Annotated in this window: 15 protein-coding genes and 2 pseudogenes; 6 read left to right on the top strand and 11 right to left on the bottom strand. The window is 72.3% G+C overall.

Annotated elements, in window-relative coordinates:
* Positions 1 to 17 precede the first annotated feature (17 nt).
* Positions 18 to 170, bottom strand: a pseudogene (locus ACWCYO_RS28535) (transposase); the annotation flags it as partial.
* Positions 171 to 560: 390 nt separating this feature from the next.
* Between ACWCYO_RS28535 and ACWCYO_RS28530 the strand changes: the two are divergent.
* The 4 genes and pseudogenes from ACWCYO_RS28530 to ACWCYO_RS28515 all read left to right on the top strand — a co-directional run bounded on the left by ACWCYO_RS28530 (position 561) and on the right by ACWCYO_RS28515 (position 3,193).
* Positions 561 to 1,325, top strand: coding sequence for a tyrosine-protein phosphatase (locus ACWCYO_RS28530; protein WP_270143411.1), 765 nt, complete (start codon positions 561 to 563; stop codon positions 1,323 to 1,325).
* 71 nt (positions 1,326 to 1,396) lie between these two features.
* On the top strand, positions 1,397 to 1,975 hold the full coding sequence (locus tag ACWCYO_RS28525) for a hypothetical protein (RefSeq protein ID WP_270143410.1): 579 nt from the start codon (positions 1,397 to 1,399) through the stop codon (positions 1,973 to 1,975).
* Positions 1,976 to 2,015: 40 nt separating this feature from the next.
* Entirely contained in the window at positions 2,016 to 2,579 is a 564-nt protein-coding gene (locus ACWCYO_RS28520; protein ID WP_270143408.1) for a hypothetical protein, read from the top strand.
* A gap of 49 nt (positions 2,580 to 2,628) precedes the next feature.
* Positions 2,629 to 3,193, top strand: a pseudogene (locus ACWCYO_RS28515) (DUF4291 domain-containing protein).
* 12 nt (positions 3,194 to 3,205) lie between these two features.
* Here ACWCYO_RS28515 and ACWCYO_RS28510 read toward each other — a convergent pair.
* Complete coding sequence (locus ACWCYO_RS28510) at positions 3,206 to 4,048, bottom strand: ABC transporter permease (protein WP_449785794.1); 843 nt, start codon at positions 4,046 to 4,048, stop codon at positions 3,206 to 3,208.
* Entirely contained in the window at positions 4,045 to 4,956 is a 912-nt protein-coding gene (locus ACWCYO_RS28505) for an ABC transporter ATP-binding protein (RefSeq protein WP_449785793.1), read from the bottom strand. The genes ACWCYO_RS28510 and ACWCYO_RS28505 overlap by 4 nt, the downstream gene beginning before the upstream one ends.
* A gap of 134 nt (positions 4,957 to 5,090) precedes the next feature.
* Between ACWCYO_RS28505 and ACWCYO_RS28500 the strand changes: the two genes are divergently transcribed.
* Positions 5,091 to 6,389, top strand: a complete 1,299-nt coding sequence (locus ACWCYO_RS28500; protein WP_449785792.1) for a sensor histidine kinase — start codon at positions 5,091 to 5,093, stop codon at positions 6,387 to 6,389.
* On the top strand, positions 6,386 to 7,042 hold the full coding sequence (locus ACWCYO_RS28495; RefSeq protein ID WP_449785791.1) for a response regulator: 657 nt from the start codon (positions 6,386 to 6,388) through the stop codon (positions 7,040 to 7,042). Before ACWCYO_RS28500 ends, ACWCYO_RS28495 begins: the two co-directional genes overlap by 4 nt.
* Before the next feature lie 210 nt (positions 7,043 to 7,252).
* Here the strand turns inward: ACWCYO_RS28495 and ACWCYO_RS28490 are convergent, their stop codons facing one another.
* The 8 genes from ACWCYO_RS28490 to ACWCYO_RS28455 form a co-directional block, all read right to left on the bottom strand.
* Positions 7,253 to 8,359 (bottom strand): hypothetical protein, encoded by a 1,107-nt coding sequence (locus tag ACWCYO_RS28490; RefSeq protein WP_449785790.1) that lies wholly within the window; start codon positions 8,357 to 8,359, stop codon positions 7,253 to 7,255.
* A gap of 394 nt (positions 8,360 to 8,753) precedes the next feature.
* A complete protein-coding gene (locus ACWCYO_RS28485) occupies positions 8,754 to 9,365 on the bottom strand; it encodes a hypothetical protein (RefSeq protein WP_270143396.1) in 612 nt (203 codons plus the stop codon).
* Positions 9,366 to 9,570: 205 nt separating this feature from the next.
* Positions 9,571 to 10,590 (bottom strand): N-acetylglucosamine kinase, encoded by a 1,020-nt coding sequence (locus tag ACWCYO_RS28480; RefSeq protein WP_449785789.1) that lies wholly within the window; start codon positions 10,588 to 10,590, stop codon positions 9,571 to 9,573.
* Between the two features lie 110 nt (positions 10,591 to 10,700).
* The gene (locus ACWCYO_RS28475) at positions 10,701 to 11,981 is read right to left on the bottom strand and encodes a 6-phospho-beta-glucosidase (RefSeq protein WP_449785810.1); all 1,281 of its coding nucleotides are present in this window, start codon (positions 11,979 to 11,981) and stop codon (positions 10,701 to 10,703) included.
* A 38-nt stretch (positions 11,982 to 12,019) separates the two neighbouring features.
* Positions 12,020 to 12,919, bottom strand: coding sequence for a carbohydrate ABC transporter permease (locus ACWCYO_RS28470; RefSeq protein ID WP_449785788.1), 900 nt, complete (start codon positions 12,917 to 12,919; stop codon positions 12,020 to 12,022).
* A gap of 45 nt (positions 12,920 to 12,964) precedes the next feature.
* Positions 12,965 to 13,963: a carbohydrate ABC transporter permease gene (locus tag ACWCYO_RS28465; RefSeq protein ID WP_270143393.1), complete on the bottom strand. Its 999-nt coding sequence runs from the start codon at positions 13,961 to 13,963 to the stop codon at positions 12,965 to 12,967.
* A gap of 24 nt (positions 13,964 to 13,987) precedes the next feature.
* Positions 13,988 to 15,343, bottom strand: coding sequence for an ABC transporter substrate-binding protein (locus tag ACWCYO_RS28460; protein ID WP_449785787.1), 1,356 nt, complete (start codon positions 15,341 to 15,343; stop codon positions 13,988 to 13,990).
* Between the two features lie 96 nt (positions 15,344 to 15,439).
* A complete protein-coding gene (locus ACWCYO_RS28455; protein ID WP_270143392.1) occupies positions 15,440 to 16,633 on the bottom strand; it encodes an ROK family transcriptional regulator in 1,194 nt (397 codons plus the stop codon).
* Positions 16,634 to 16,977 lie beyond the last annotated feature (344 nt).

Below are 16,977 nucleotides of genomic sequence, written 5' to 3'. Positions count from 1 at the left end.
TGTCCTGCCAACCGTTCCTAAAGACTGAGCGGGAGTGGGTCCTGTCTCCAGAGACCGTACTCAGCCGAACGCCCCGAACGGTCTTGGGCGTTCTGGTCCACCGCGTTCCGGCCGCGTCCGGCGCCGACGGACCGTGTCCGTGGTCCGGGTACGCGGGGGCGGTTTCCCTCGCCACTCATCAACACTCGAACGCGAGCTGCTCACCACCCCGGCGGCCCGCGCCAGGTCCAGAGTCCACCTGATCGACACCCGCACGGCGGGTGGACGGACGAAGGTGTCCATGCCCCGGCGGATCTGCACCACGGCCTGGAGCCGCCGGGCCAGTCGACTGTACAGAGGGGTGTTCCAGGGAGTACTGGAGGGGCTATCCGGGGGCTTCGTCGGCACGGGCTCGATCCAAGCCCGAAGGCGTCCCCGGGTCGCCGCGGCGGGCCGACGGGGGTGGGATGGAAGGGTGGCCCGTGGGCCGCGGCTTGCCCGGTACCCGGGTGAGGGGTTAGACGTCTAGGCGTTTGGACGTCTCCCTCTCTGCCGCGCGGCTCCACCGAAAGGCCCCTCGCATGTCCCTGGTCAACTTCCGCGACTCCGCCGTCCTCAGCGACCCCGAGGGCCTGCGGATCCGCCCCGGCGTGCTGTACCGCTCCGCCCAGCCGTACCCGGCCGCCGACGAGGAGATCGTCGCCCAGCTGCGCTCCTGCGACATCCGCACCGTCGTCGACCTGCGCGATCCCCGCGAGACCCGGCCCGCCGACTGGGCCGCCGCCGAGGCCGCCGGGATAGCCGTGGTCGCCGCCCCGGTGAACCCCGCCACCGACGCCCTCACCGCCCACATGGCGACCATGACCACCGCCGCCGACCTCGGCGAGTTCTACCTGCTGCTCGCCGAGTCCGCCCCCGAGGCCGTCGCCGTCGCCGTCGAGGCCACCATCCGCCCCGGCGCGGTCCTGCTGCACTGCGCCGCCGGCAAGGACCGCACCGGCCTGCTGACCGCCCTGCTGCTCGATCTGCTCGGCGTCCCCGCCGAGCGCATCGTCGCCGACTACGCCCGCACCGCCGACGCCCTCCCGCAGATCTTCGCCAACCTCGCCGAACGCCACCGCACCGCCCTCAACGACCAGGGCACTGCCAGCCGCGTCACCGACTCCGAGGGCCGCCACCTCACCATCCCCGCCCCGCTGCTCCAGGCCCCGGCCGAGGCGATGTCCGTCTTCCTCGACCGCATCCGCACCCGCCACGGCGGCGCCTCGTCCTTCCTCCCCGCCTGCGGCGTCCCGGCCGCCACCCTCGGCGCCTTCCGCGCCAAGGCCGCGGCCACCGCGGCCTGAGGCGCCGCGCCGGCCGCCAACTCCACGCCACCGGAGCCTCGTTGTCGGTGACAGGCGCTAGCGTGCCGGCCATGAGCTTCACCGCCCTCTGGGTCCTGCTGCCCCTGACCGCCGCCGACGTGGAGCGCTTCGCGCCGCTGGTGCACCCGGTGCTGGCCGAGCACGCCGGACAGCCCGGGATCAGGGACCTCCGCCGACGCTGGGAGGCCGGGGAACTCGGGGTGGCCGACTGGAACGCCTTCATGGAGCTCACCGGGGCCTGCCCGCTGGACGACCACCTCGACGTCTTCATGGACGTGTGCGACGCCTACGACCAGGGCGATCCGTACCTCGCCGCCTCCGCCCGCAAGGGCTACCCGATCGCCGGCCTGGCCCACGGTCTCGGCCCCGAGCGGTTCGCCGGCCTGCCGGGCTGGTTCGGGGACTTCCTGCTGACCCCGGCGGAGGCGAAGGCCGCCCTGCCCGCCGTCGAGGCGGTGTTCGACCTGGACGACGCCGAGCGGGAACGCGTACTGCGGCGGGCGCCCGAGGCGCTGACCGAGGGCTTCGGCGCACACGAGCCGGAAGCCCTGCTGGACGGCATGGTCCCGTTCTGGTGCTCCGTCGTCCGGGCCGGGAAGGGCCTGTTCGCCGCCCAGGTCACCCCGTGACCGGTCCCGCTGTCGGTGCCCGGGCCTACCCTGACGGGCCATGAGCTACTCCGGCATGTGGTTCCTCGTCCCCGCCCCCGCCGCCGCCGTCGAGCGGCACGGCCCGAGGCTGCGGGCGCTGCTCGACGAGCACGCCGCGGATCCGGGGAACGCCGCGCTGCGGCGGCGTTGGGAGCACGGCGGCGGGCTGAGTACGGACGAGCTGGAGTGGCTGGTGTCCGGCCCGCTCGGGACGGACCCGAACATGCTGTACGAGGCCTGGAACGACTGCGGCAAGGAGATCGGCCCGGCCGTCTGCGTCTCGGCCCGGAACCGCTACCCGGTGCTCGGCCTGGCCCACGCCCTCGGGCCCGAGCGGATGGCGGGCCTGCCCGGCTGGTTCGGGGACATGGTCCTCACCCCCGAGGAGGTGCGGGCGTCGCTGCCCGCCGTGGAGGCGGTGTTCGACCTGGACGAGGCCGCGCGGGCGGCGGCGAAGGAGCGGGCGTACGCGGTGCTGGGCGACTCGGACGACGTCCCAGGCCTGTTCGACGCCGTCGTCCCGTTCTGGCGCGCCGCCGTCGAGGCCGGGCGCGGTGTGATCGGCGCCCAGCTCATCCCGTGACCCCGACAATCCCGTTGCGCGGCCCCGCTCCAACCTGGAGGCTGCCCCGATGACCGCACTGCGCGAGATCCGCGCCGACCACGACGCCCGCACGATCGTGCTCTACCAGGCCTACCCGCCGGCCGTCGCCGACGCCGCCCTGGCGGCGGGCCGCTTCGTGTCGCCGTTCAGCTTCCACCGGATGACCTGGATCAAGCCCTCGTTCCGCTGGCTGATGCACCGCAGCAACTGGGCGCAGAAGCCGGGCCAGACCAGGGTGTTGGCGGTCCGGATCACCCGCGCGGGCTGGGGAGGAGGCACTGTCCCGCGCCGTCCTCACCACCGCCCACCCGGACGAGCTGGCCGGCGCCGAGGTCCACGTGCAGTGGGATCCGGAGCGGACGCTGCGCGGGGCGGCGCTGAACCAGTACAGCATCCAGGTGGGCATCGGCCGGTCGCTGATCCGCACCTTCGCGGAGGAGTGGGTCACCGAACTCACCGACCTCACGCCGCAGGTACAGCGGATCGCCGCGCTGGTCCGCGGTGGGCAGCCGGCGAAGGCGCAGCGGCTGTTGCCGCCCGAACGTCCTTACCAGTTGCCCGCCGAGACCGCGCAGCGCCTCGACATCCGGTGACCGTAGGGGACTTCAGACGTCCCGGCGCCGTACCACGATCATCGTCACCGCGATCGAGACGGCCGCCCACACCGCCACGGTGATCCACGAGTCGAGCACGCCCGGCGCCCACTTGCTGATCGTGGTCAAGGAGTCGGGGTTGTAGGTGAGCCGGGTGACGGGGGCCAGCGGCAGGTGGGAGCCGATCTCGTTCAGCCACCGGTAGCGGTCCCCGGTGAACATCAGCGGCAGAATGAAGAACAGCATCACCAGCGACACGATCGAGGCGGTGGCGTGTCGCAGCAGCGCGCCGAGCGCCATCCCGACCAGCGCGCTGACCGGCACGATCGCCGCGTAGCCGAGGACGGCCTGGAGGCTGACCCCTTCGGTGATGGAGAGCCCGACGTGCCGGGAGGCCAGCATGGCGTTGCAGGCGAAGAAGGACACCGTCGACACCACCGCACCCGCCAGCGCGGTGATCCCGCCGATCAGCAGCACCTTGGCGGCGATCACCCCGCGCCGGTCGGGCACGGCGGCGAAGGTGGCGCGGACCAGGCCGGTGGCGTACTCGCCGAACACGGTGATCGCCCCGAGGCTGCCGGCCGCGACGGCCATCAGGTCGCAGGCGATGAAGCTGAGGCTGTGGCGCAGCGCGTCGTACCGGTACGGCGGGAGGCCGGGGATCGGGGCCGGCGGATGGTCGATGTACGTCAGGTCGCTGTGCACCGCGTTCAGGTTGATCCCGATCGCGACCAGCGAGGCGAGCGCCAGCACCCAGTACGTCGACCGCAGCGAGCGCAGTTTGATCCACTCGGCGGCGAGCAGGTCGGTGAACCGGGGCGCCGGTTCCGTCAGGCGAACGGTCATGGTGCTCATCGGGCTTCTCCCGCCAGGTACTCGACGCTGTCTGCGGTCAGGGACATGAACGCTGACTCCAGGGACGACGTCCGGGTGGCCAGCTCGTGCAGCACCACGCCGTGCCGCAGGGCGAGTTCGCCGATCCGCTCGGCGGGCAGGCCGGTGACGACACCGAACTGTGGCTCCAACGTGACGACGTCGGCCCCCTCGGTGCGCAACGCCTCGACCAGGGAGCACAGTTCGGGTGCCCGGACGGCCACCGAGGTCTCCGCGTTGCGGGCCGAGAACTCGGCCAGGCTCTGGTCGGCGATCAGCCGGCCGCGGCCGATCACCACCAGCCGGTCGGCGGTGTGCTCCATCTCGGCCATCATGTGGCTGGAGACGAACACCGTCCGCCCCTCGTCCGCGAGCCGGCGGAACAGCCCGCGCACCCACAGCACGCCCTCCGGGTCCAGCCCGTTCAGCGGCTCGTCGAAGAGCAGCACCGGCGGGTCCCCGAGCAGGGCGCCGGCGATGCCGAGGCGCTGCTTCATGCCCAGCGAGAAGCCGCCGATCCGCCGCCCGGCGGCCTTGCCGAGCCCGACCTCGGCCAGCACCTCGTCGACCCGCCCGAGCGGGATCCGGTTGCTGCGGGCCAGCGCCGACAGGTGGGCCCGGGCGCTGCGCCCGCCGTGCACGTCGCTCGCGTCCAACAGGGCGCCGATGTGCCGCAGTCCGCGCGGCCGGCCCGCGAAGGGCACGCCGTCGACGGTGACGGTGCCCTCGGTGGGGGCGTTGAGGCCCAGGACCATCCGCAGCGTGGTGGACTTGCCCGCGCCGTTGGGGCCGAGGAAACCGGTGACGGCGCCCGGCCGGACGGTGAAGGTCAACTGGTCGACGGCCGTGGTGGCGCCGTACCGCTTGGTCAGTCGCTCGATCTCGATCACGGGGACAACGGTGCCGGTCGGGGCCGTGGTCGGACATCGGGCGGCGGGACACAACCGGGAGCGGCCGCCCCCGCCCCCGGGCTTACTCCCGCGGGCCAATGCGCCGCCGCACCGCCCGCCGCTACCATCGCGCCATGATCACCGAACCCCGCCCGCCCCTGCTCAGGCGCCTGCCCGCGGGCGTGTGGGTGGCGGCGTTCTGGACGAGCATCGTGGTGTTCCGGTTCTTCACCCGGGCCGAGGAACTGCGCCACCTCTTCGACTACCACGGCAACACCGAGGACATGCCCCTGGTGGTCACCGCCGTGGTCACCACCCTGGTGGCGTTCCTGCTGGTCCCGCTGCCGTTGGCGGCCGTCGCGGTGGCGCTGGCGGGTGGCGTCTACTCGCTCGGGATGTGGGAGGTCCCGGTGACGGCGCCGGTGCAGTTCCTGATCGCGGAAGCGGTGGTCGCCTACTGCGTGGTCACCCGGTCCCGCCCGGTGTCGGCGATCGCGACGGGGATGCCGCTGGCCCTGCTCGCCGGGCTGTACGTCTGGGGCGCCGTCAACGGCTACGTCGTGAACCCGTACGCCTACGGGGGCCTCGCCGCGACCGTCCTGATCGCCTGGCTGATCGGCAACACCGTCCGCCAGAGCCGCACCCACGCCGAGGCCCTGCGCGGCCGCGCCGCCGAGCAGGCCGTCACCGCCGAACGGCTGCGCATCGCCCGCGAGTTGCACGACATGGTGGCCCACAACATCGGCATCATCGCGATCCAGGCCGGCATGGGCAGCCGGGTCATGGACACCCAGCCCGCCGAGACCCGCAACGCGCTCGACGCCATCGAGGCCACCAGCCGGGAGACCCTGGCCGGTCTGCGCCGGATGCTGGGCGCGCTGCGGCGGGGCGAGGGGGAGTCCGCGCCGCTGGAAGTCGCGCCCGGGCTGGCCGAGTTGGACCGGCTGGTGGAGAAGACGGCGGGCGCCGGGGTGCGGGTCGCGCTCACCCGCGGCGGCGAAGCCCGGGCCCTGCCGCCCGAGGTGGACCTCGCCGCCTTCCGGATCGTCCAGGAGGCGGTCACCAACGTGGTCAAGCACTCCGGCACCCGCGACTGCCAGGTCACGGTCGAGTACGGCACGGAGCGACTCGCCGTCACCGTCGTCGATCTGGGCGCGGGCACGCCCACCCACACCCCCGGCACCGGCTACGGCCTGGCCGGCATGCGCGAGCGGGTCGCCCTGCTGCACGGCGAGTTCAGCGCCGGCCCGCGCCCCGGGGGCGGCTTCCGGGTCGCCGCGCGCTTGCCGATCCCCAAGGCGCCCGAAGCATCCGAAGACCCCGAATTGTCCGAAGTAGGCGAAACTTCCGAATCTTCCAAAAAAGCTGAAACTTCCGCAACACCCGCACCATCGGGAAGAACCGAAGAATCCGCCCTGGAGGTGGGACCGTGATCCGCGTCGTCCTGGTCGACGACCAGCCGCTCATCCGCACCGGCCTGCGCGTGCTCATCGCCGACGCCCCCGACCTGGAGGTGGTCGGCGAGGCCGGCAACGGCGCCGAGGCCGTCGAACTGGTCACCCGGCTGCGCCCCGACGTCGCCGTGATGGACATCCGGATGCCCGGCATGGACGGCATCGAGGCCACCCGCCGGATCCTCGCCGACCCCGAACTGCCCACCCACGTGCTCGTCCTCACCACCTTCGACGACGACGACTACGTGTACGGCGCGCTGCGCGCCGGGGCGAGCGGCTTCCTGGTCAAGGACCTCGCCCTGGAGACCATCCTGGACGGCGTCCGGGTGGTCGCCGCCGGCGACGCCCTGCTCGCCCCGGGCATCACCCGCCGCCTGATCGGCGAGTTCGCCGCCCGCCCGGACGCCTCCGCCCGGCCCCGGAAGTCCGCCGAGGGCATCACCGAGCGCGAGCGCGAGGTGCTCACCCTGGTCGGCCGCGGCCTGTCCAACACGGAGATCGCCGAGGAACTCACCATCAGCGTGGCCACCGCCAAGGCGCACGTCGCCCGACTGTTCACCAAGCTGGACGCCCGCGACCGGGTCCACCTGGTCATCCACGCCTACGAGTTCGGCCTCGTCGCGCCGTCCTAGCGCCGTCCCGGCGCCCTCGTCGCGCCGCCCTGGCGCCGTCCTGGAAAGGTGCCGCGGACAGCGCGAAGCGCCGGGGTGGGCCCGCACAAACCCACCCCGGCGCCTTCCCCCGCTCCGGATCCTCAGGGCACGAGACCCCTCAGCCCGCTCGGATCCACCGGATCAGACGATCCCCGAGCTGCCCCACGCTGCTCGGGGGCGCTGCTCAGGTCAGGGGACGATCGGGTGCGAGATCTCGCAGCCGCCCGCACCGCCGTTGTAGTCGTTCGCCCAGGTGCCCTGCATCGCGAACGAGCCGGTCGCGAAGGCCACGTTCTGCGCGCCGCCGACGCCGCCGGTGCCCTTCCAGGCGCACTTGTCGGCGTTCTCGTAGCCGGTCGAGTCGGTCCAGCCGCCGGCCGGGTTCTGGTCGGTGACGGTCTCCGAGTACTCGTGGCCGAACACCATGGTCACGCCGTCCAGCAGGCCCGCGGTGCCGCTGTTGACGTAGTTCTGGCCGCAGGAGGTGCCCATGTCGGTCACGTACGGGTCGTTGCTGAACGCCACGTCACCGTACGGCGAGGTGGCCGCGCCGCCGGTCAGCGTGGTGTCGCCGTTCCAGTCGTGCCAGGCGCAGAAGTTGCCGGTCGAGGTGTTGAAGCCGTCCGGGTGGGTGCCGGTCGGGGAGAGCACCACGTACTGCGCGTTGCGGTTGGCGGCCGCGGTGGTGTTGCCGAAGTGCCCGGCGGCCTTGATGGCCTCGTTGGCGATCTGGTTGCCGGTGGCCTGCCCCGGGGCGGCGGCGGAGTTGTCCACCCAGACGCCGGCCAGCGCGCCGCCGGTCGGGTAGCCGACGTGCGCGGCGGTCGACGGGCAGCTGGTGGCGCCCTTGGTGATGCCCTCGCAGTACTGGGTCATGACGCCGGACCAGGTCTCGTTGTTGGTGCCGAGGCCCTTGTACAGCTGCTGGGCGCGGACGGCCTCGCCCGACGGGTCACCGGAGAGGGTCGTGTAACCGTTGGCGTCGGTGCCCGCGGTGCCCCACTGGGAACCCCAGAAGATCACGTAGACCTTCGGCGCGCCGGTGGTGACGCCGATGCCGTCGACACCGCCGCCGAAGTGCAGGTTGGAGGTGCGCTGCGCCGACGCGGTCTTGCTCGCCTCCTTGGTGGGGACGACGCCGTGCCGGTACGGGCGGCTCTGGCCGGCGAACTCGCTGCCCGGCTGGTCGGCCTGGGCGGCCGGGGCGGCGGCGAAACCGGTGGCGGCCAGCGCCAGCGCGCTGAGCCCGGTCAGGGCCCGGACTCGTGCCCGGCGGGAGGTGGGGGACATGCCCATCGTGAGGGTTCCTCTCTACATGCCGACCGCACACCGGTAGGGCGCGGCGACACCGTGGGGGACAAATGGGGAGGAGCGACGACGGCGAACCGGTTGCCACCGACCGTTCGTCATGAACAGTCAGCGAAGCGGGGATGGGGGACCGGTTCACTGCCGACGGCGGGAAGCAAAGCACCGCCGTCGAAACCGGGTCAACGACGCCGATAGTAAGACCAACCCCAAGGACGGCCCCGAAAAACGTATCGAAAGCCAAAAGCCCCCAGCTGACAACACGTTGATGCGCGTAGCGACGGCGAATCTCAACAGTTGAAGGGGGCTTTTACACCGTATTGCCCTCCCCACGACCTGCACGAATCGCCCACCCCGGCCCCCTTCCCAGCCCCGGCCCGGTGCCCTACGGTGTCGGCACCTCGACCTCGGAGATCCGCATGATCCGGCCGTGCGAGTCCAGGACCACGTCGTAGGCGTTGCCGTAGCAGGCGTAGGGGTCGGCCGGGTCGCGTTCGGCGAGGCAGTCGTTGAGGTGGGTGACCAGTTCGTCCAGCTCGACGGGCTTGGCCGCCTCCTCGTGCGGGCGGTCGACCAGGGTGGCGGTGACACCGGCCGCGGCGAAGCCGTAGTGGACGGGGGTGCCGGTGGGCTCGTAGTGCGGCGGGGTGCAGGCGAAACGGGCTGGCTGGGCGGTGAGTTCGGCCGGGCCGGCGGCGACCACGATCAGCACCTGGTGGCCGGGGGTGACCACCGGAGCCGTGCACTCCGGGGCGGGGGTCTCGGCGGCCTCGGGGGCTTCGGGGGCGGCGACGGCACCGGCAGCGGCGTAGCTGCCGTCGTCGGCGAGGTCGTCATCGTCGTCCAGCGGGTCGTCCGCGCCGTCGTCGGCGAGGGCCGCGGCGGAGGAGGCGGCGGCCACCGTCGGGCGGGAGTCGGCGGGGGTGCAGCCGGTGAGACCGGCCAGGGCGGTCGCGGTCAGTGCGGCGGCGGCGAGGAGGATGCGGGGCACGGCCATGGCACAAGTCTCCCCGGGCGTCGGTGGTGGTCGGCACCCGGGTACACGACCGGCGCGCGCCGCACAGTTCCCGCCCTACCGAACGGGTCCCGTTCCCACCGAACGGTTCCCGCCCCCGGCCGAACGGTTCCCGCCCCCACCGGATGTGCGGATCCGGCGGGGCGGGAGGTCTCAAAGGCCCACGCGGGCTCGGATCGACACGGCCTCAGGCCGCGATCACCCGCCGCGCCTCGTACACCCCGCGCACCCGAGCCTGCGCCGCCGCGCCCGCGCCCAGGTGGTCGAGCCCCAGCAGCGCCGCCCCCAGCACCGGCGGCGCCACGACCACCCGAGGCTCGGCCAGCGGGGCGGCCCGTGCCAGCCGCGCCGTCAGGTTGTCGAGCAGCAGCGGTTGCCGGGAGGCGAGCACCCCGCCGCCGAGCACCACCGGGGCGGGCGAGTCCAGCAGTTCCAGCCGTCCGAGCGCCACCACGGCCAGCCGGACGATCTCGTCCGCCTGCCGGTCGATCAGTTCCAGGGCGACGACGTCCCCCTCGCCCGCGACCGCGAACAGCACCCGGACGATCTCGTGCAGCCGCGTGGTCGGCAGGTGCCCGAGGTGGACGGCCTCGGCGACGGCCCCGGCGCTGGGCAGGCCGAAGTGTTCGGCGATGGCCCGGGCCAGTGCGGTGGGCCCGCCCCGCCCGTCCTCGGCGCGTACGGCGTGCCACATGCTGTTGACGGCGAGCCCGGCGCCGCCTCCCCAGTCGCCGGTGAGCTCGCCGAGCGCCGGGAAGCGGGCGGTGCGCCCGTCCGGCAGCAGGCCGACGCAGTTGATCCCGGCGCCGCAGACCACCGCGACCCCGCGCGGGCCGTCGGTGCCGGCCCGCAGCAGGCCGAAGGTGTCGTTGACGACGGTGTTGCTGAGGCCCCACGGGTGCGATTCGAGGGCGGCGCGCAGCGCCTCCTCCTCGACCGGCAGGTCGGCGTTGGCCAGGCAGGCGCTGACGTGGCTGGTGAGCACGCCGCGGAAGCCGGGGTGGCCGGCCGCCGCGGCGGCCTGTTCGACCAGGGGGGCGAGGCCGGCCACGGCCGCGGCGCCGCCGATCTTCTGGGGTGCGAAGCCGCCGCCGCGGGCGGTGCCGAGGACGGTGCCGTCGGCGCCGATCAGGGCGACGTCGGTCTTGGAGTTGCCCGCGTCGATGGCGAGGACGCCGGGCAGGAGTGGTTCGGGCTGGTGGGTCATCGAGGTCCCCGCGGCTCGTACGTGGCCCGGCCGCGGAGCCCCGGCCGGGGTTGGTCGGTCTCCTCGCGGTGCCCGGCCCGCCGTCTCGAGCGGGCCGGGCACCCGGGCGCTCAGGCCCAGGCGAGGTGCTCGCGGTTGTGGGCGAGCAGCCGGTCCGTGAGCTGGTCGGCGAGTTCGATCTGGCCGACCAGCGGGTGGGCGAGCAGGGCGTCGAAGACCCGGTCGCGTCCGCCGTGCAGGGCGGCGTCGAGCGCGAGGTGCTCGTACGAGGTGACGGCGGCGATCAGTCCGGCGAACAGCGGCTCGACCGGCCGCTGCGGCAGCGGCCGCACCCCGGCGGCGTTCACCTCGGCCGGGACCTCGATGACGGCGTCGTCCGGCAGGAAGGGCAGCACCCCTTCGTTGCGGGTGTTGACCACCTGGACGGACGTCCCGCCGCCGGTCCCCAGCAGGGCCGAGATCAGCTGGACGGCGGCCTCCGAGTAGAAGGCCCCGCCGCGCTTGCCGAGCAGCTCGGGCTTGGTGTCCAGCGCGGGGTCGGCGTACAGCTCCAGCAACTGCCGTTCGATCTCGGCGACCTGCGCCGCGCGCGAGCCCTGGGCCTTGAGTTCCTCGACCACCGGGTCGTGCTGGTAGAAGTACCGCAGGTAGTACGAGGGCACCACACCGAGCCGCTGGACGAAGGCCTGCGGCAGGTGCAGGTCGTCGGCGATCTCCCTGCCGAAGTCCCGCAGCAGCGAGGGCAGCACCTCCCGCCCGTTCACCGAACCGGGGGAGTCCAGCAGGGTCACCCCGCGCTCCCAGGTGAGGTGGTTGAGCCCGACGTGGTCCAGCCGGACCAGCTCCGGGTCGACCCCCAGGTGGGCCGCGAACCTGCGCTGGAAGCCGATCGCGACGTTGCACAGCCCGACGGCCTTGTGGCCGGCGTTCCGCAGGGCCCGGGTGACGATGCCGACCGGGTTGGTGAAGTCGACGACCCAGGCGTCCGGGTTGGTCCGGCGGACCTGCTCGGCGATGTCCAGGACGACCGGCACCGTGCGCAGCGCCTTGGCGAGCCCGCCCGCGCCGGTGGTCTCCTGGCCGACGCAGCCGCACTCCAGCGGCCAGGTCTCGTCCTGGTTGCGCGCGGCCTGGCCGCCGACCCGCAGTTGGAGCAGTACGGCGTCGGCGTCCGCGACGCCCGCCGTCAGGTCGGTGGTCACCGACACCGCGGCGGGGTGCCCCTGCCGGGCGAAGATCCGCCGGGCGAGGCCGCCGATCAGCTCCAGCCGCTCGGCGGCCGGGTCGATCAGCACCAGTTCGCCGATCGACAGGGTGTCGCGCAGCCGCGCGAAGCCGTCGATCAGCTCCGGGGTGTACGTCGAACCACCGCCGACGATGGCCAACTTCAGTGCGGACGTCTTCGGCGCGGACGTCTTCAGTGCGGACATCAGCCCTTGACCCCTGTCAGTGTCACGCCTTCGATGAAGGCCTTCTGCGCGAAGAAGAAGAGGACGATCACCGGGGCCATCACCAGCAGGGTGGCGGCCATGGTGAGGTTCCAGTTGGTGTGGTGGGCGGCCTTGAACGACTCCAGGCCGTAACTGAGCGTCCAGGCCTCGTGGTTGTCGCTGGCGTAGATCTGCGGGCCGAAGTAGTCGTTCCAGCAGTAGAAGAACTGGAACAGGGCGACGGCGGCGATGGCCGGCTTGGCCATCGGCAGGACGACTCGCAGGAGGGTGCGCAGATCGCCGCAGCCGTCGGTCCGGGCGGCCTCGAGGTACTCCTTGGGGATGGTCAGCAGGAACTGGCGCAGCAGGAAGATCGAGAACGCGTCGCCGAAGGCCATCGGGGTGATCAGCGGCCAGAGTGAGCCGCCCAGGCCCATCTGCTTGGCCCAGAACAGGTACATCGGGATGACGGTGACCTGCGGCGGCAGCATCATCATCGCGATGACCGCCATCAGCGCCAGGTTGCGGCCGCGGAAGCGGAACTTGGCGAGCGCGTAGGCGACCGGCAGGCTGGAGAGGACGGTGAGCAGGGTGCCGGCGCCGGCGTACACCAGGGTGTTGCGCCACCAGGTGAGGAAGCCGGGGGTGTCCCAGACCTTGCCGTAGTTGCCCCAGTTCCAGGAGGCGGGCCAGTAGTCGGTGGTGAGCGCCTGCTGGTCGTTCATCACCGAGGTGAGGAAGACGAAGACGAAGGGCAGCAGGAAGAACAGCGCGGCGGCGATCGCCAGCGCGTGCACGGCCACCCAGTTGAGCAGCGCGCGGCGCCGGGCGGCCCGGGCGGCGGCGCTGCCGCCGGCGGTGCGGGCCGGCGGCTCGGTCAGTGTGGAGCTGGGAGTCATGACAGGGTCCTCATCCGTCCGCTGGTCGTCGCTCTGGTCGTGGCGCTAGTCGTCGCTCGCCATGAAGCCGGACCGGCGGCGGAGCAGGATCGAGGTGACGGCCATCGAGATGGCGAACAGCACCAGGGCGACGACGCAGGCGGCGCCGTAGTCGAAGCGCTGGAAGCCGAGGTTGTAGACCATCTGCGGCAGGGTCCAGGTGGAGCCCTGGGGATAGCCGGGCTCGAACTGCTGCCCGGAGTTGCCGGCGATGCCGCTGGCGACCTTCCCGGCGACGATCGCCTGGGTGTAGTACTGCATGGTCTGGATGACCCCGGTGACCACCGCGAACATGATGATCGGCGAGATGTTCGGCAGCGTGACGTACCGGAACCGCTGGAACGGGCCGGCGCCGTCGAGTTCGGCCGCCTCGTACTGCTCCTGGGGGACGTCCAGCAGCGAGGCCATGAAGATGACCATCAGGTCGCCGATGCCCCACATGGCGAGCAGGGTGAGCGCGGGCTTGGACCAGTCCGGGTCGGCGAACCAGCCGGGCTGCGGCAGCCCGAGTTCGCCGAGCAGGTGGTTGAGCGGGCCGGTGCCGGGGTTGAGCAGGAAGGCGAAGGCGACCGTGGCGGCCACCGGCGGGGCCAGGTAGGGCAGGTAGAAGACGGTGCGGAAGAAGCCGGCGCCGGTCTTGACCTTGGTGATGAGCAGCCCGATGCCGAGGCCGAAGGCGACCCGCAGGGTCACCATGACCAGCACCAGCCACAGGGTGTTGCGCAGGCCCTGCCAGAAGGTCGGCAGCTCGTCGAGGACGTAGTCCCAGTTCTTGAGGCCGTTGAAGGCCGGGGCGCCGAAGCCGTTGTACTGGGTGAGGGAGAAGTAGGCGGTGGAGACCAGCGGGTAGACGAAGAAGACGCTGACCCCGATCAGCCAGGGGGAGAGGAAGGCGAGGGTGCGGGCCGTCTCCCGGCGGCGCTTCCGGCGCAGCAGGTGCTGCGTGGCGGGCGCCGCCGGGGTGGTCGCCCCAGCGCCCTTGCGGGTGCCGAACGCGAGTGACATGGGGAGCTCCGTGGGCCGTTCCCGCTACTTCGCCTGGGCGATGTCGGTGTCGATCTGCTTGGCGGTGGCGGCGAGGCCCGCCTGGACGTCGGTCTGCTTGCCCGACTCGATGTCGTAGCCGAGGTTCTGCAGGGAGACGATGTAGCCGCCGCCGTTGACGCTGGCCGGGGTGGTGCCCGAGTTCGGGTTCTTGGCGACGTCCAGGAAGGTCTTGAAGCTGGGGTCGCTGACCAGCTTCGGCGAGCTGAGCGCGTCGAAGGTGCTGGGCACGTTGTGGATCGCGTTGGCGAAGTCGACCACGGCGTCGGTGTCGGTGGTCAGGAACTTGACGAACTCCCAGGCCGCGGCCTGCTTCTTGCTGGTGCTGGCGATGCCGACGATGGTGCCGGTCTGGTAGCCGCGGCCGTAGCTTGCGGCCTGGTCGTCCGGGACGGGGAACGGCGCGGTGGCCCAGTCGAAGTCGGGCTTGTTCTCGGCGAGTGAGGCGGTGCGCCACTCGCCGTCGATGGCCATCGCGACCTGGCCGGTCTGGAAGGGGTTCTTGGCGCTGAACTCCTCGCCGAAGGTGGCCCGGTACTTGTCCAGCTTGGCGTAGCCGCCGAGCTGGTCGACCAGGCCCTTCTGCCAGTTGAGCATCGCCGCGACCTTGGGGTCGGTGGCGAGGTTCGACTTGCCGTCGGCGCCGAAGTAGGTGGCGCCGTACTGGCCGAGGAAGTGCTCGGTGGTGGACTCGTAGCCGTGGTACAGCGGCATGAAGCCGAGCTGTTTGTACGAGTCGCCGTCGGCGATGGTCAACTTCTTGGCGTCGTCGGCGAACTCGCTGAAGGTCTTGGGCGGGTTCGCGATCCCGGCCGCGGCGAAGGCCTTCTTGTTGTAGTACAGCCCGTAGGCGTCGCCGAGCAGCGGCAGCGAGCACTGGTTGCCCTGGAACCGCGTGTAGTCGAGCATCGCGGCCGGGAAGGTCCTGGCCGGATCGATGCCGCTCTTCTGCAGCTGGGGCTTGAGGTCGACGAAGGCCTTGGTCGAGCAGAACATGCCGACGTTGTTGGTGGTGAAGGAGGACACCACGTCCGGCGCGTCGTCGCCGCCGGCCCGCAGGGCCTGGTTGACCTTGTCGTCCGCGACGTTGCCCACCGGCTTGACGTGGATGTTGGGGTGGGCCCTCTCGAAGGCGGCGATGGTGTCGTTGATCGCCTTCACCTCGCTGTCCTGGCTCCAGCCGTGCCAGAAGGTGATGGTGACGTCCTTGCCGCTGGCGGAGTCGTCGCTGCCGCCCGACTCGCTGGAACCGGTGCAGGCGGAGGCGAACAGGGCCAGGACTGCGCCGCCGGCGACGGCGGCGATCGTGCGGCGGCCTCTGCGGGAGGTGGTGGGGTGCACTTCGAGGTCCTCCTGGGGGTGCGCGGGCAGGCGTCATCGCCTCGTGGCCCGCGTAGGGGGTCGGGGAGCGGTGGGTGCAGGAGCGCGGGGAGTGGATCAGGAGTGGGTGGAGAAGACCGACTCGCGGGCGTCCGTGAGGGCACGCTGCAGGGCGCCGAGCAGGACGGGCGAGCCGGGCAGGGCACTGCTGCGGATCTCCGGACGGGCGAGGCAGATCCGGGCCAGTTCGTCCTCGACGAGCGCGCGCAGCCGCATTCCGCCGGCGCTCGGCACCGCGCCGGAGAGGACCACCAGCTGGGGGTCGACCACGGCGACGATCACGGACAGTCCGACGGCGAGCCGTCCGGCCAGTTCGGTGAGGAAGGCGTCACCGGCGCCCGGGGTCTCCAGGGCCTTGGCGATCGACTCCTCCGCGCTGGGCGCGCCGAGCCCGTGCTCGCGCGCCAGGGCCCGGACGGCGGGTGCGCCGACCTGGGCCTGGAAGCCGCCGAACTTGCGGCGGCGGGCGTCCCACTCGACCGGTGAGCCGGGCACCGGCATGTAGCCGACCTCGCCGGCGCCGCCGGTGAAGCCGCGGTGCAGCCGCCCGGCGAGCACGATCGCGGCGCCGACGCCGGCCCCGGCCCAGAGCAGGACGAAGTCCTCGAAGCCGGCCGCCGCGCCGGAGACCTGCTCGGCGACCGCGGCCAGGTTCACGTCGTTCTCGATCGACACCGGCGCGCCGATCGCCTCGGTCAGCTCCTCGACGAGTCTGGGCGAGTGCCAACCGGGCAGGTGGGAGGCGTAGTGCAGCTTGCCGGTCACCGGATCCGGCGCTCCGCCGACGCCGATCGCGACGGTGCGCAGGCTCCCCGCCGGCAGCCCGGCGACGCGGACCGTCTCGGCCACGGCGGCGGCCACCCCCGGCACGGTCTCCGCGGCCGGTACGCCCCTGGTGGACACGCTGTGCTCGGCCACCGTGCCGCCGGTGATGTCGGCGACGGCGACCCTGATCCCGCTGTTGGTGACGTCCACCCCGGCGACGTAGCCGGCCGCCGGATTCACCTGGTACAGCTGCGCGTTGGGCCCCGGCCCACCCTCGGTGGTACCCACCGGCACCACCAGCCCGGCCGCCTCCAGCCGCGCCAGCAGCTGGGAGGCGGTGGGCTTGGAGAGCCCGGTCAGCGCCCCGATCTGGGTACGGGACAGCGGCCCGTTCTCCAGCAACAGTTCGAGGGCGGCGCGGTCGTTGATGGCGCGCAACAGGCTGGGGGTGCCGGCGAGGGGAGCCTTGGCGGTGCTCTTGGTCATGCCCGGAATCCTCCCCTCCCGACCGATCGACGTGAACTGTTAGGAAACTTTCCAGTCGCTTGGTACAGGACCGTACGGTCCCCCTCGGCGGGGTGTCAATGCCCGCCGAACCGTCGGATGCCGAAGCGTTACCGGCAACCCGAGGCCCCGCCGGAGCGGGGGCGGCCCCTCCTCGAACAAGGGGGTGGCACATCAAAGACACCACGCCCACGACCAACCCATTGCCGCTTGACACCCAACGACATGGGGCGGGGGTGCCCATGGGGGCGCAGTGGCCGTGGGTGCCGGTGAGTTCGATGGCGAGGCCGAAGTCGGACAGGCGCACCTCGCCGTCGCGGCCGATG

The sequence above is a fragment of the Kitasatospora sp. NPDC001683 genome, assembly GCF_053596495.1.
This window is presented reverse-complemented; position numbering and strand designations above follow the sequence as displayed.

Bases quoted from the DNA above. Each gene is read 5' to 3' on its own strand.
- ACWCYO_RS28530 (WP_270143411.1), top strand. From the start codon at position 561: ATGTCCCTGGTCAACTTCCGCGACTCCGCCGTCCTCAGCGACCCCGAG.
- ACWCYO_RS28480 (WP_449785789.1), bottom strand. From the start codon at position 10,590: ATGACCCACCAGCCCGAACCACTCCTGCCCGGCGTCCTCGCCATCGAC.
- ACWCYO_RS28520 (WP_270143408.1), top strand. From the start codon at position 2,016: ATGAGCTACTCCGGCATGTGGTTCCTCGTCCCCGCCCCCGCCGCCGCC.
- ACWCYO_RS28500 (WP_449785792.1), top strand. From the start codon at position 5,091: ATGATCACCGAACCCCGCCCGCCCCTGCTCAGGCGCCTGCCCGCGGGC.
- ACWCYO_RS28465 (WP_270143393.1), bottom strand. From the start codon at position 13,963: ATGTCACTCGCGTTCGGCACCCGCAAGGGCGCTGGGGCGACCACCCCG.
- ACWCYO_RS28490 (WP_449785790.1), bottom strand. From the start codon at position 8,359: ATGGGCATGTCCCCCACCTCCCGCCGGGCACGAGTCCGGGCCCTGACC.
- ACWCYO_RS28485 (WP_270143396.1), bottom strand. From the start codon at position 9,365: ATGGCCGTGCCCCGCATCCTCCTCGCCGCCGCCGCACTGACCGCGACC.
- ACWCYO_RS28525 (WP_270143410.1), top strand. From the start codon at position 1,397: ATGAGCTTCACCGCCCTCTGGGTCCTGCTGCCCCTGACCGCCGCCGAC.
- ACWCYO_RS28510 (WP_449785794.1), bottom strand. From the start codon at position 4,048: ATGAGCACCATGACCGTTCGCCTGACGGAACCGGCGCCCCGGTTCACC.
- ACWCYO_RS28455 (WP_270143392.1), bottom strand. From the start codon at position 16,633: ATGACCAAGAGCACCGCCAAGGCTCCCCTCGCCGGCACCCCCAGCCTG.
- ACWCYO_RS28470 (WP_449785788.1), bottom strand. From the start codon at position 12,919: ATGACTCCCAGCTCCACACTGACCGAGCCGCCGGCCCGCACCGCCGGC.